The following is a 14,307-nucleotide window of genomic DNA, read 5'->3' as shown; positions in this document are numbered from 1 at the left end:
GTCAGGAAAGAAATGGTGATCCCTTGCAGGAGCGGGCTTGCCCGCGAACGCATCAGGTCATTCAACATTTATGCTGAATGTGACGACCTCTTCGCGGGCAAGCCCGCTCCCGCAGGGAATTGCAGTGGCTCAGAGGTTTTCGTAGCGATTCATATCCAGCACGCCCTCTTCCACCGGGTCGGTTTCGTGGACGTAACGGCTGAGGTCGTGGAAATAGAACCAGAATTGCGGATGACTGCGACGAATCCCCCACCGTTCGACGACTTTCTCGAAATCATCCGTGTCTTTGGCGTTTTCCATTGCAGCGACGAACGCCGGGACCTGATCGGCCGGAATGTTGAACATAAAGTTCGGGTAACTGCTGAGTACACCCGGGTAAATGGTCAACGTGTCGAGCCCCGGCTGGTAGCGCAAAGATTCACCGAGCAGGAACGCCACATTGCTGTGCGCACGGTTGCGCAACAGGCTGTAGGCCACGCGTTTGCCGCTCGTCGTTTCGATACGCAACATCGTTGCTTCCGGCAACTGGTCGATGACCCTCAAGCCGGCTGCCGGGCGCGAAGTCAGGCGACTCAATACTTGTTCGGCGTCCTGCAAGTCCGGGTCGATATTCGGCCGCGAGCAATACGCACCATTGCACCGGTTGATCGGATCGGGGTTGGCATTGAGTTCGCCGTAACGGGCCAGCAACTGCATGGCGAAATCGCGCTTGGGGTCTTTCTCGTCGAGTTTCAGCGCGGTCGGTTTGTCGTCATCGATGGACTCATAGTCCAGCCACATCTTGAACTTGCCGCTGTTCTGGTACCAATCGTCGAGGTAGCCGTCCCGTGAGTCGGCCGGCATCAGGCGCAGGAAGTTCTGTTCGGCGCCGTTACGGATCAGGTCAAAGTACAGGCGGGTCTGGGCCTGGTGGGAAACGTTGCCGAACACGTCGAAGTTCACCGCCAATTGGTAGTAGGTGCGCTCCAGCAGCGGAAAATCGAACAGCCACATGGTTTGCGGCACATCGCCGATCAAGCCTTTGTTCACCGACGCACTGTCGAAGTGGCGGAAGATCGTCAGTAACGCGTTGTCATTCCCCGCCCACAAGGTCGACCAGCTAGGCGCCGGTGCGTCGGCGTAATTGTCCCGGCGCAGCGCTTCGTATTCGTTACGCTTGTCGCGGTAGCCATGCCACAGGCTCAAGACGCTACCGACATCGTCATTCTGACCCGGCATGGCCAGCAACGGTGTGGCCTGGCCGCGGTAATTCGGGTCGGTGATATAGAGGTCGTGCTCAGGGGCCTGGAACAGCGCCCAGAAGTTGTCGCGAATCACATCCGTGGCGATCTGCCCACGGCAAACCGGCCCACGAATGAACGTGCGCACGAAGTATTCGGCGTTATCGAGCATGAACTGGTAGCGCGCCTGCGCCGGAATAGCTTCGAAGGTATCGAACGGATTGGCCCGCCGTTCCGGCCCGTAGCCTGGCAAGGCGTTGACCTGCCAGTTGCCGCTATAGAACAGGCTTTTGACCCGCGCCATCTTCGCCGCACTCAGCGGATAGGTGATGTGGGTTTTCTGCACAATCACACCCTGCACCGGCCACAAGCGGTAATACACCTGAGTACCCGGGTCATCATTCGGACGGCGTGTGTTGATCAGGTCAATCGGCTGACCGGTGGGCGTACGCGAGCGCACCCACTGGAAAAAGTGCCCTGGCTCGCCGTCCTTGAAATAGAGATGGGCAAGAAACCAGTGCTCGAACAACCAGCGGGCCACCAGACTTTGCCGGGAGCCGGGGGCGTTGAGCAGGTTTTCCCACTGCACCACCTGCAACGCTTCTTTCGCGCTCGGCACCAGCCCCTGTTCATCAATCGGCGCACCCGAGGCCAGCCAGCGCTGCAGCGTCTGGTATTGCTGGTCGGTCAGGCCGGTGACCGCCAGCGGCATGCCTTCTTTGGGATGTGAACGGGCATAGCCGTCGAACTCCGCTGGCATGGCGCAGCTGTTTTCCCGGTTCAGACCCAGCACGATCTCGTCCGGCAATTTGGCATTGGGCTGCAAGGGGGTTTTATGGCCCAGCTCAAGCATCCGCGCCATCAACGCAGCCTGACTGCCTTGAGCGTCCAGCACGGGGAAGAAGCCCTTCTGCTGCCAGGCATGCTTGCCAAAGGCATCGTAAAACAGGCGGGTCGGTGCTGCGGCCGTTCGGCGATCGCCATCGTAGACCGGCACTTTGGTCGCGCCACGTGCAGCCCCTTCGCCACTGCCCAGGTTGAGCTGACAGGCGGCATCGTTGCAGGCATGGCAGGCCACGCACTTTTCAGTAAAGATCGGTTGGATGTCCCGGCTGTAGGAAATAGCAGTGGAAATGGCCGGACCTTGCGCCGCGGCGTCCCAGCTTAGAAGCAGCATAAAAATGCTGGTGATGACGCGATACGACATATCCCTGGTCCCAATCTTGAAAAATCGCCGCGATTCTACCGGGCAGGCACCCTGTCCAACATGAACGATATTCATGCAAAATCGGGGCATGCTCTAAAAGCGCACAGGTTTGCTATGATCCGGCCCCTTCGTCATGGTCTTTCCGAGTAGTCCAAATGTCCGATCGCAGTGTTCGCCTTCAAGCTCTCAAGCACGCCCTCAAAGAGCGCATCCTGATTCTCGATGGCGGCATGGGCACGATGATCCAGAGCTACAAGCTCGAAGAGCAGGATTACCGTGGCAAACGTTTTGCTGACTGGCCAAGCGATGTCAAAGGCAACAACGACCTTCTGGTGCTGACTCGCCCGGATGTGATTGGTGGCATCGAGAAAGCCTATCTGGACGCCGGCGCCGACATCCTGGAAACCAACACCTTCAATGCCACCCAGATTTCCCTGGCCGACTACGGCATGCAGGGCCTGGCGTACGAATTAAACGTAGAAGGCGCACGCCTGGCCCGCAAGGTGGCCGACGCCAAGACCCTCGAAACCCCGGACAAGCCGCGCTTCGTCGCCGGCGTACTGGGCCCGACCAGCCGTACCTGTTCGTTGTCGCCAGACGTGAACAACCCTGGCTACCGCAACGTGACCTTTGATGAGTTGGTGGTGAACTACACCGAGTCCACCAAAGGCCTGATCGAAGGCGGCGCCGACCTGATCCTGATCGAAACCATCTTCGACACCCTGAACGCCAAAGCCGCGATCTTCGCCGTGCAAGGTGTGTTCGAAGAGTTGGGCATCGAGTTGCCGATCATGATCTCCGGCACCATTACCGATGCTTCTGGCCGAACCCTGTCCGGGCAAACCACCGAAGCGTTCTGGAACTCCGTGGCGCACGCCAAGCCCATCTCGGTCGGTCTGAACTGCGCCCTCGGCGCCCGCGAACTGCGCCCGTACCTGGAAGAGCTGTCGAACAAGGCCAGCACCCACGTTTCCGCGCACCCGAACGCCGGCCTGCCGAACGAATTCGGTGAGTACGACGAGTTGCCGGTGGACACCGCCAAGGTCATCGAAGAGTTCGCTCAAAGTGGCTTCCTGAATATCGTCGGCGGCTGCTGCGGCACCACCCCGGGCCACATCGAAGCCATCGCCAAAGCCGTGGCCGGTTACGCACCGCGTGAAATTCCGGAGATCCCCAAGGCCTGCCGTCTGTCGGGCCTGGAACCGTTCACCATTGATCGCAGCTCGTTGTTCGTCAACGTCGGCGAGCGGACCAACATCACCGGCTCCGCAAAATTTGCCCGCCTGATCCGTGAAGACAACTACACCGAAGCCCTGGAAGTCGCCCTGCAGCAGGTCGAAGCCGGCGCGCAGGTGATTGACATCAACATGGACGAAGGGATGCTCGATTCGAAGAAGGCCATGGTGACCTTCCTCAATCTGATTGCCGGCGAGCCGGACATCTCCCGCGTACCGATCATGATCGACTCCTCCAAATGGGAAGTGATCGAAGCCGGCCTGAAATGCATTCAGGGCAAGGGCATCGTCAACTCGATCAGCATGAAAGAAGGCGTCGAGCAGTTCATTCATCACGCCAAGCTGTGCAAGCGCTACGGCGCCGCGGTTGTCGTAATGGCGTTCGACGAAGCCGGCCAGGCCGACACCGAAGCGCGTAAAAAGGAAATCTGCAAACGTTCCTACGACATTCTGGTCAACGAAGTGGGCTTCCCGCCGGAAGACATCATTTTCGACCCGAATATCTTCGCCGTCGCCACCGGTATCGAAGAACACAACAACTACGCTGTGGACTTCATCAATGCTTGCGCCTACATCCGCGACGAACTGCCGTATGCCCTGACCTCGGGCGGCGTGTCCAACGTGTCGTTCTCGTTCCGTGGCAACAACCCGGTGCGCGAGGCGATTCACTCGGTGTTCCTGCTGTATGCGATCCGCAACGGCCTGACCATGGGTATCGTCAACGCCGGCCAGCTGGAGATCTACGACCAGATCCCGCAAGAGCTGCGCGATGCCGTCGAAGACGTGATCCTCAACCGCACCCCGGAAGGCACCGACGCCCTCCTCGCCATCGCCGACAAATACAAAGGCGACGGCAGCGTCAAGGAAGCCGAGACCGAAGAATGGCGCGGCTGGCCGGTCAACAAGCGTCTGGAGCATGCGCTGGTCAAGGGCATCACCACCCACATCGTGGAAGACACCGAAGAATCTCGCCAATCGTTCGCCCGCCCGATCGAAGTGATCGAAGGCCCGCTGATGTCCGGCATGAACATCGTCGGCGACCTGTTCGGCGCCGGCAAAATGTTCCTGCCCCAGGTGGTGAAATCCGCCCGTGTCATGAAGCAGGCCGTGGCGCACTTGATCCCGTTCATCGAACTGGAAAAAGGCGACAAGCCAGAAGCCAAGGGCAAGATCCTGATGGCCACGGTAAAAGGCGACGTGCACGACATCGGCAAGAACATCGTTGGCGTGGTGCTGGGCTGTAACGGCTACGACATCGTCGACCTCGGCGTGATGGTCCCAGCGGAAAAAATCCTGCAAGTGGCCAAAGAGCAGAAGTGCGACATCATCGGCCTGTCCGGCCTGATCACGCCTTCGCTGGATGAAATGGTCCACGTCGCGCGCGAAATGCAGCGCCAGGACTTCTACCTGCCGTTGATGATCGGTGGCGCGACCACCTCCAAAGCCCACACGGCGGTAAAAATCGAACCCAAGTACAGCAACGACGCGGTGATCTACGTGACGGACGCCTCCCGCGCCGTGGGCGTGGCGACACAATTGCTGTCCAAGGAACTGAAACCGGCATTCGTCGAGAAAACCCGCCTGGAATACATCGACGTTCGCGAACGCACGGCCAACCGCAGTGCCCGCACCGAACGCCTGAGCTACCCGGCAGCCATTGCCAAGAAGCCGCAGTTCGACTGGAGCACTTACGCGCCGGTCAAACCGACGTTCACCGGCTCCAAAGTGCTGGACAATATCGACCTCAAAGTCCTGGCCGAATACATCGACTGGACGCCGTTTTTCATCTCCTGGGATCTGGCCGGCAAATTCCCGCGCATTCTCGAAGACGAAGTGGTTGGCGAAGCCGCTACCTCGCTGTACGCCGATGCCCAGGAAATGCTCGCCAAGTTGATTGACGAAAAGCTGATCAGTGCCCGCGCAGTGTTTGGCTTCTGGCCGGCCAACCAGGTGCGTGAAGATGACATTGAAGTCTACGGCGATGACGGCAAGGCGATTGCCAAGCTGCATCACCTGCGCCAGCAAATCATCAAGACCGACGGCAAACCGAACTTCTCGCTGGCCGACTTTGTCGCGCCCAAAGACAGTGAAGTGACCGACTACGTGGGCGGTTTCATCACCACCGCGGGCATTGGCGCCGAAGAAGTGGCCAAGGCTTATCAAGACGCGGGCGACGATTACAATTCGATCATGGTCAAGGCACTGGCCGACCGGTTGGCCGAGGCCTGCGCCGAATGGCTGCACCAACAGGTCCGTAAAGACTATTGGGGTTATGCCAAGGACGAGACGCTCGACAACGAGGCGCTGATCAAAGAGCAATACACCGGCATCCGCCCTGCTCCGGGCTACCCGGCCTGCCCGGATCACACCGAAAAATCCACGTTGTTCAAACTGCTGGACCCGGAAGCCGAAGAGCTGAAGGCCGGTCGCAGCGGTGTGTTCCTGACCGAGCACTACGCGATGTTCCCGGCAGCGGCGGTCAGTGGCTGGTACTTCGCTCACCCGCAGGCGCAGTACTTTGCCGTGGGCAAGATCGACAAGGATCAGGTGCAGAGCTACACCTCGCGCAAAGGCCAGGAATTGAGCGTCACCGAACGCTGGTTGGCACCTAACCTCGGTTACGACAACTAAGTCAGCTACCTGGCCACAATACTGTGGCCAGCAGTGATTCCCTTGTGGGAGCGAGCCTGCTCGCTCCCACAGTTGTTTGTGTCCGCCGTAGGTCTATGCTTATGGCTCAAACATAAATGACGGGGGATGTATGGACGATCCAGTCGACAACAAGCCGCCAACCTTCTGGCAAATGCTGCACAGCGTCATGGCAGCAGCGTTCGGGGTGCAGAGCGGGAAGAACCGGGCCCGGGATTTCACTCACGGCAAACCGAGTCATTTCGTGATTCTGGGGATTTTGTTCACAACGGTGTTCGCGCTGATCCTGTACGGCATCGTGCAACTGGTGGTGCATCTGGCCGGGGTCTAGCGCATCAGTGTTTGCAGGGTGAACGGGTAGCGGTAGGACGTCGGTCGCCCTTTGGCTGAGAGTCGACGGAAGTTCACGCCGTAGTCCGGCGTTGCCCCCATGGCCAGCATTCGCTTGGCTTGCGCCTTGTCGATCAGTTGCAACAACGGTATCTGTCGGTCACGGCCGCCGTACCGGTCGAGGTCGACGCCCCTGTCATAATCATGCAACTGCACCAACGCCCAGCCACCCAACGTGAAGTGACCGCCCAACAGCACGCTCAGACGACCGTCAATCATCGCCTGCAACGCGACGGGAGACGCAGAGATTGCGCTGAACAACGCATCTTTGCCGGGTTTTCCACCGGTTTCCTCGAACGCCTGCATCGCGCCAAACGCCATCTCGTCATTGGCTGACCACACCAGGGATACCTTGGGGTAACGCCGGAACAACAGCTTCGCCTGCTCATAGGCCCGCTCCCGGTTCCAGCCGCTGTAAACCAATTGGCGCAAACGCACTTCAGGGTGTTCGGCCAAGGCGCGCATCATCCCTTGCTCGCGCAGTTGCGCCGAGGGGGTAATTTTCAGCCCCGAGAACGCCAGCAACTCGATGGGCTGGCCGGGCACTGCCCGCGGGTGCTGGCGGATCAGTTCCTTGAGCATCAGGTAACCGCCCTCCTCGTCGTTAGGCACCAGACTGCCCACTTGGTCCTCACGCTCACCCAGCAGGCTCTGCTGATTGGCCGTCAGCGACGCATTAACCATGAACAGCTTTACCCCGCTGCCTTGAGCCAGGCGCAGGATTTGCGGGGCGACGTACTGTTCATTGGCGAAAACCAGGTAGTCCGGGCGATCAGGACCCTGGAGGGCCAGCCGGGCTTGCGCCACCGTGAGCTCAGGCATGCGCTGGGCATACAGAATTTTCAGGTCAATGCCCAAGTCTTTGGCGGCGGCTTGCATGAATTGAACGTAGCTGATCCAGAAGGCTTCCTGGGTGGTGCCGGGGCTCAGGAACAGCACCGACTCTGCACGCGCAGTCGGACCGTAAATCGCGCCAAACGCCAGCAGGAAGGTGTAGAAAAACTTCAACATTTAACGTCCGAGCCCCCGGAAATTCCGCCGCGCATTATAGCCAGTGAAGTTCCGTAAAACGGGGTTTATTACGGCTTTTGTCCGACAATCGTCGGGTAGGGGCCCGGACGGGGTCGTTTATTGATGACTGACCCAGAATACCGCCGTGCCCACGACCAGGATGATCAGAAACAAGATCGCCCAAGCATCGACCGTACTGTCAGGCTTTGTAGCTTTGGTAGGGTTGCTCATTGCATCGCCTCTTGTCGGTTTTATCGGTGATTGCACAAAGACTCGACCACAGTAAAGACGACGATTGCCCGCACCACAAATAAGGGTTTTGCAACAACGATTCTCATTAGGCGATTTGGTTCTTTACATATACTTAAACATCACTTTTGCGCATAACTGCAAACTGGTATCTTGCCCCGGCTCCGTGGGGAGTGCGCGGCCGTGCGCGCAGAATTGCAGAGGCTCTTTCGGACTCCGGCAAGCACAAAAACGCAGCTGTATCCGAGCGACCCAAGCCTGAGAACAGGACCTATATGTACGTATACGACGAATACGATCAGCGGATCATCGAGGACCGCGTCAAGCAGTTCCGTGATCAGACCCGACGCTATCTGGCAGGCGAGCTGAGCGAAGAAGAGTTCCGCCCCCTGCGCCTGCAAAATGGGCTTTACATCCAGCGATTCGCGCCGATGTTGCGAGTGGCGGTGCCTTACGGCCAACTGACTTCGCGTCAGATCCGCATGATGGCCAAGATTGCCCGCGACTATGACAAGGGCTATGCCCACATCAGTACCCGGCAGAACGTTCAGTTCAACTGGCCGGCCGTGGAAGACATTCCGGACATTCTGGCTGAACTGGCGACCGTGCAGATGCACGCGATCCAGACCAGCGGCAACTGCCTGCGCAACGTCACCACCGACCAGTTCGCCGGTGTTGCCGCCGATGAATTGATCGATCCGCGTCCATGGTGCGAGATCGTCCGTCAGTGGACCACGTTCCACCCGGAATTTGCCTACCTGCCGCGTAAATTCAAGATCGCTGTCAACGGTTCGACGTCCGACCGTGCCGCCATCGAAGTCCATGACATCGGCCTTGAGCCGGTACACAACGCCGCTGGCGAGCTGGGTTTCCGTGTGCTGGTCGGCGGTGGCCTGGGCCGTACGCCGGTGGTGGGCGCGTTCATCAATGAGTTCCTGCCGTGGCAAGACCTGTTGAGCTACCTCGACGCCATCCTGCGGGTCTACAACCGTTATGGCCGTCGCGACAACAAGTACAAGGCGCGGATCAAGATTCTGGTGAAGGCACTGACACCTGAAGTCTTCGCACAGAAAGTCGATGCGGAAATGGAACACCTTCGCGGTGGCCAGACCACGCTGACCGAAGCCGAAGTACATCGTGTTGCCAAACACTTCGTCGACCCGGACTACAAGGCCCTGGACAACCAGGCCGCCGAACTGGCCGAACTCGACCAGCAGCACCCTGGTTTCGCACGCTGGCGCACCCGCAACACCCTGGCGCACAAGAAGCCGGGTTATGTCGCCGTGACCCTGTCCCTGAAGCCAACCGGTGTTGCACCGGGCGACATCACCGACAAGCAGCTCGACGCTGTGGCCGACCTGGCCGACCGTTACAGCTTCGGTCAGCTGCGTACCTCGCACGAACAAAACATCATTCTGGCCGACGTGGAACAGTCCCGACTGTTCGCGATGTGGGGCGAGTTGCGCGAGCAAGGTTTCGCCACGCCGAACATTGGCTTGCTGACCGACATCATCTGCTGCCCGGGTGGCGACTTCTGCTCGCTGGCCAACGCCAAGTCGATCCCGATTGCCGAATCGATCCAGCGCCGCTTCGACGACCTGGACTACCTGTTCGACATCGGTGAACTGGACCTGAACATCTCCGGTTGCATGAACGCCTGTGGTCACCACCACGTCGGCCACATCGGCATCCTCGGGGTGGACAAGAAAGGCGAAGAGTTCTACCAGGTGTCCCTTGGTGGCAGTGCCAGCCGTGACGCCAGCCTGGGTAAAATCCTTGGCCCGTCCTTTGCCCAGGAAGCCATGCCTGACGTGATCGAAAAACTGATCGACGTGTACATCGAACAACGTACCGAAGACGAGCGTTTCATCGACACCTATCAGCGTATTGGCATCGACCTCTTCAAGGAGCGCGTCTATGCAGCGAATCATTAAGAACAACGAGGTCGTCGACGAAACCTGGCACCTGCTGCCCAAGGATTTCAACATCGACGAGATCAGCAACTGCGACGACCTCATCGTCCCCCTGCAGCTGTGGCGCGAACACAGCCGCATGCTCAAGGCCCGCGATGGCGGCCTGGGCGTCTGGCTGGATGCCGATGAAGAAGCCGAAGAAATTGGTGAAGACGTGGAGCAGTTCAAGGTCATCGCCTTGAACTTCCCGGCCTTCACCGACGGCCGCAACTACTCCAACGCCCGCCTGCTGCGTGACCGTTACGGTTTCAAAGGCGAACTGCGGGCGATTGGTGATGTACTGCGCGACCAGTTGTTCTACCTGCATCGCTGCGGTTTTGATGCGTTTGCAATTCGTCCCGACAAAGATCCGTACGAAGCCCTTGAAGGTCTCAAGGACTTCTCGGTGACCTATCAGGCCGCCACCGACGAACCGCTGCCGCTGTTCCGTCGCCGCTGATGGTCAAACCTTGAACCCCTTTCAGGGGTTCAAGGCTCCTTCCTGTAATGAGTCAAAGACTGGCCCGCTCCTCCAGCGCGTTGAAAGCTGCCATCGGATGATCGAACCGCCCGCTGCTGCGACTTAGTCGATTCCACATTTCGTCCGAAGTACCCGCCTCCTCCAACAATCGCCAGACCCTTGTCTGTAGCGACAAGTAACTGATTTGAAAGTCGGCCGTCAGACTCAATCTGTCCATGACGGCTAAAAACCGAGTGCCAGAAGGCTTGCCCGCCAGTTGCTGCCAAAGCGCAAGCCGGGACTGTTGCAACGCTGCGTCACAGTCTCGTAGCCATACTGTCGGCGATCCATAGTCGGCACCGGGCGCGCCCAGCCATAAATTGATTCCTGTTGCCTCTCGATGACTGATCAGCCGGCGAAGCGTGTCTTCGTCGGTCAGCGGATTCCCCCATAGCAGCACGCGATCGTCTGCAACCGCCTGGTTTATGACCGCGGGAGGAACTCGGGTGATCTGGTTATCACGTAAATCCAGGGACGTCAGATAAGGCTCATCCTTGATACCGATCGGGCATCGGCTGATGTAGGTATTTCTCAGGTTGAGCTGACGTAGATCGTTCAAGCCCAACACCAAAGGGGGCACACCCAGCGGGTTGTCGCTCAAGTCCAGCGATTGCAGGCGAGTCAGGTTACGCAGCCGGGACGCGGCGCTTTCACTGAAAACCAACTGTGTAGCACTCAGGTTCAGCGAGCGAAGGCGTTTCAATTGTTCGATGGCGGGCGGCAGCGAGTGACCTGTATCTCCCGCCACGAAGTAGTGACGCAAGTCCACGTTTTCCAGATTCAATATCTCAAGGTTTGGAAAGCCCTCGAGAAACCCGTTCAAGCTGTCTTCCTCGGTCAGATGGAAGCCCTTCATCAACAACTCGGTCACGTCGTCGAACCGCACATTCAACGCAGGCAATCGGTGATAATTTTCAAAGTTCATATCCAGCGTGGTATTTGGGGAGCCACCACGCTTTTGCCATACGGCGACCAGTTCTTCAGAGAGTTCCGTCCTCAGGGTTCGCTCGTCCTCCATTTCGTCCATCAGCAGCTGGACGTTGTAGGTCGAGATTTGTGCAGGGCTAAAGCCCTGCGCCGCCTCATCGCCAGCAACCAGAAAAGGAAGGTCCATGTCATCGACATCCTGGGGAACCTGATCTATCCAACCGCTCAAATCCGTGTTGAGTTGCTGTAATTGCTGGTTTAACCCATCGATGTAGGCTTGCGCAGCATTACCCGCTCGTTGCAGGGCTTCATCGGCCTGCGCAACGGTGAAGTCGGGATAAATATCCATGAGTTGCAACCTCATCATCTCGTGGGTCAGGGCGGTGCCTTGGGAGGTCGACGGATAACCTCCACCCCTCAGCCCCCGAGCCTCGAACGACAGCCCGCTGTCCATGCGTTGCAACCCGAGCAGGGTTTGCGACCGAGGCAGCGCCACCGCGCCGATCTTGAGTCGTAGCTCATTGGCGGGGTCATCGGATATCAGGTGCAGGGACGAGCGTTCGTCTTCTGACAGGGCTCCGAGGATCGCCTCATAGAGGTCAGATTGCCTGCCTTGCTGCTGATAGCGATCTCCATCCCTGATGATGCTTCGACAGTGAGCGTCATCGAGCGAACCACTGCGATCCAGCACCTGGCCGGCAGGCGAACGGTCAAGAATGTCTATTCGAAGATCTCTGGGCCATCCCGGCAGATGCTGGAGCGAATGCAGTGCCAGCGTGTCTGTCTCGGGATTGTGGAACGAGCGAAGGTAAAAGCCTTCGTAGGCACGATTGAGCCGGACATGTTGTTGATACTGCCGGGCCTTGCTGTCCAGACGCTTGATCACCTGCCTGACCTCGACAGCATCTGGCGCCTTGCGGACATCTACGCCGTAGCGGTCGAGCATTTGCTCAATGGCGCTTTTTGGCAGCCCTGGATACTCCCGCTGAAACAGCCGGACCCACTCATGCTCCGATTGCTGCAGTGAGGCATAACGACTGCTGAATAACCCGGTTTTCCCGGCCCCAGCCAATTCCTGATCGAGTTTGAAGCGACTGATCGTGTCGGCCAGCAATGGCGTCGGGGGCCGACCGGTGTGTATCAAGCGCAGCAGGTCGTCATCGACCGCACTGACCTTGCCGATCTGCGTCAGCACTTCATCGCTGAATGACGCCACCGAGGGGCCGATGCCGCGGATCAGTTCCAGCCGCGACAGACCGGAAGGCGCTGCCACACTTTCCTGCGTCGAGGTGACGACGATGTGTTCACCTCGTGAAAGCGTCTCGGACGCTGCGCCTTCAACTCGGGCATCCCGCCCCGCGCCTGCCAGCGGCAGCGCATTGAGCAAGCCAAATACCGTGCGGGTGATGCCCTCTTTGCGCTGGCTCGACGTCTCACCGTTCACGGCCTGATCCAGCCCATAACCGGCGTCTATGAGCCCGGCCAGCGCCAGTAACCCCTCTCCCCCCGGCACAAACAGGGCCAAAGGCCCGAACCGGTTTATCCATTGCACCACCGGTTCGACAACCGCGCTCAAATTGTCGCGGTTGACTTGCGCGTCGTCCCGGATGGTTTTGACGCTTTCCCGGGCGGCCTGTTTCATGGTCAAAACCAGCTGTGCAAACGGATCGGTCGCGGGTGGCTGATCGTCGAAACCGATGTACTCGGCGGGATCCCAATAACCATCATTGTTGAAGAACCCGGCATTGCTGGTCAGCCAGTGCTTTCGGGGGTAAATCCCCATGCCGTCCAGCGCCGTCAGTACGCCGGCGTGGAACGTGCCGTCCTGTCGGTCATCGTCGGCAAAATGGGCAGCCAGCGCCTGCTTCGTGTTACCGGCATGGCTCTGTTTCACCACCCATTGGTGCAACTGCGAAACGTCGGCGAAGTCATGCAAGGGTGAAGAGTTGCCCGGGATGTACATCAACACCCGGGGGCTGGCGGCGACACGAAAGGTCCAGATGTCGATTGCGGTGTAGCGATAGAGTGTTAATCGGCTGGCCGTGACCCGAGGTGGAATTCGGGTCGGCGCTCGAAGCGCTTCGATTGTCAGCGTTTCCCACGCCTGATCCACCGGCAAACCTGCGGCCTGAAAAGCGAGCGCCAGGCCTTTTTCACTCAGGCGTTGTTCATGCCGCTGCAGCCAGGCGCACATGAGAAATGCGGCTTTGACCGATGTCCTCAACGCATAGGGTTTCGGCGCAAAGAGCGTCTCGTCGGACGGCCAGGCCTTATCGAGATAGGCCTTGTACAAACCCGGCAAATCCAGCTCCCAAACCCACTGTTTGAAGTCGGCGGGTTTTAAGCGGATTTGCGTTGCCGGCCCATAGGTTTGCGCCTTTGTTTGGCGATAAATGCCTTCATAAGTCTGGTGATTGCCGCTGCCGTGGTCAGCGAACTCATCGACATTCTGCACGATCCGGACAGACGGCCCGATGTCCGGTGGTGTGTATAGGCCGAACGCGGTTTCCGCGAAACGTCCGTCACCCACGGTCTGATAATTGGACAGCAGCGCCTGTAACAGCGCCTGCGAATGTGCCACTTGCCCCTGTTGAATGCCGTCCTGGGCAGGATGCCCCTTGTAGTTGTAATCGAGCGTAACCAGCAAGGCTGTCTGCGGATCAATGTCCGCTCCCCACTTTTCCTTGATCAAGTGTGCGCCAAATTGATCAGGGGTTTGCGGCAGTGCGATGTTCACGGCGGCGGCGAGTTCGCCACGCATTCGTAACATTGGCGACGGGCTCGGGCCAGCATCGTTTTGGTCAGGGTGGTCGGTCATGTGCAATCCGTTGCAATCATTTGGAACACCACCCTACCCAGCCTTCAATCAATCGGATGCAGGAGCAAGTCGACAGCCGGCTTAGGAGATTTCGTCACCTCAGGAAGGAATTTGCACGGATCTGAAGCA

At 58.7% G+C, this 14,307-nt stretch carries 7 protein-coding genes; 4 read left to right on the top strand and 3 right to left on the bottom strand.

Annotated elements, in window-relative coordinates; translation table 11 throughout:
- Nucleotides 1–129: 129 nt before the first annotated feature.
- Nucleotides 130–2,427 (bottom strand): fatty acid cis/trans isomerase, encoded by a 2,298-nt coding sequence (locus LOY55_RS13540; protein ID WP_258668045.1) that lies wholly within the window; start codon nt 2,425–2,427, stop codon nt 130–132.
- A gap of 155 nt (nt 2,428–2,582) precedes the next feature.
- Between LOY55_RS13540 and metH the strand changes: the two genes are divergently transcribed.
- Both metH and LOY55_RS13530 read left to right on the top strand, forming a co-directional pair.
- Nucleotides 2,583–6,293: a methionine synthase gene (gene metH, locus LOY55_RS13535; protein WP_109784704.1), complete on the top strand. Its 3,711-nt coding sequence runs from the start codon at nt 2,583–2,585 to the stop codon at nt 6,291–6,293.
- Nucleotides 6,294–6,423: 130 nt separating this feature from the next.
- On the top strand, nt 6,424–6,642 hold the full coding sequence (locus LOY55_RS13530; protein WP_046027459.1) for a DUF2970 domain-containing protein: 219 nt from the start codon (nt 6,424–6,426) through the stop codon (nt 6,640–6,642).
- On the opposite strand, the gene LOY55_RS13525 is transcribed toward LOY55_RS13530, so the two are convergent.
- Nucleotides 6,639–7,712: an ABC transporter substrate-binding protein gene (locus LOY55_RS13525; RefSeq protein ID WP_046027460.1), complete on the bottom strand. Its 1,074-nt coding sequence runs from the start codon at nt 7,710–7,712 to the stop codon at nt 6,639–6,641. The two genes, LOY55_RS13530 and LOY55_RS13525, sit on opposite strands and share 4 nt — an antisense overlap.
- A gap of 524 nt (nt 7,713–8,236) precedes the next feature.
- Between LOY55_RS13525 and LOY55_RS13520 the strand changes: the two genes are divergently transcribed.
- Both LOY55_RS13520 and LOY55_RS13515 read left to right on the top strand, forming a co-directional pair.
- Entirely contained in the window at nt 8,237–9,895 is a 1,659-nt protein-coding gene (locus tag LOY55_RS13520; protein ID WP_046027461.1) for a nitrite/sulfite reductase, read from the top strand.
- On the top strand, nt 9,879–10,373 hold the full coding sequence (locus LOY55_RS13515; protein ID WP_046027462.1) for a DUF934 domain-containing protein: 495 nt from the start codon (nt 9,879–9,881) through the stop codon (nt 10,371–10,373). Before LOY55_RS13520 ends, LOY55_RS13515 begins: the two co-directional genes overlap by 17 nt.
- 52 nt (nt 10,374–10,425) lie before the next feature.
- Here LOY55_RS13515 and LOY55_RS13510 read toward each other — a convergent pair whose 3' ends face one another.
- The gene (locus LOY55_RS13510) at nt 10,426–14,178 is read right to left on the bottom strand and encodes a dermonecrotic toxin domain-containing protein (protein WP_258668044.1); all 3,753 of its coding nucleotides are present in this window, start codon (nt 14,176–14,178) and stop codon (nt 10,426–10,428) included.
- Nucleotides 14,179–14,307: the final 129 nt, after the last annotated feature.

This window comes from Pseudomonas sp. B21-040 (assembly GCF_024748695.1).
Taxonomy (GTDB): domain Bacteria; phylum Pseudomonadota; class Gammaproteobacteria; order Pseudomonadales; family Pseudomonadaceae; genus Aquipseudomonas.
Note: the sequence above shows the minus strand (reverse complement) of the source record. Positions and strands in the feature narration are given on the sequence as shown.

Coding starts and splice junctions, on each gene's coding strand:
- LOY55_RS13540 (WP_258668045.1), bottom strand. CDS start 2,427: ATGTCGTATCGCGTCATCACCAGCATTTTTATGCTGCTTCTAAGCTGG.
- metH (WP_109784704.1), top strand. CDS start 2,583: ATGTCCGATCGCAGTGTTCGCCTTCAAGCTCTCAAGCACGCCCTCAAA.
- LOY55_RS13530 (WP_046027459.1), top strand. CDS start 6,424: ATGGACGATCCAGTCGACAACAAGCCGCCAACCTTCTGGCAAATGCTG.
- LOY55_RS13525 (WP_046027460.1), bottom strand. CDS start 7,712: ATGTTGAAGTTTTTCTACACCTTCCTGCTGGCGTTTGGCGCGATTTAC.
- LOY55_RS13520 (WP_046027461.1), top strand. CDS start 8,237: ATGTACGTATACGACGAATACGATCAGCGGATCATCGAGGACCGCGTC.
- LOY55_RS13515 (WP_046027462.1), top strand. CDS start 9,879: ATGCAGCGAATCATTAAGAACAACGAGGTCGTCGACGAAACCTGGCAC.
- LOY55_RS13510 (WP_258668044.1), bottom strand. CDS start 14,178: ATGACCGACCACCCTGACCAAAACGATGCTGGCCCGAGCCCGTCGCCA.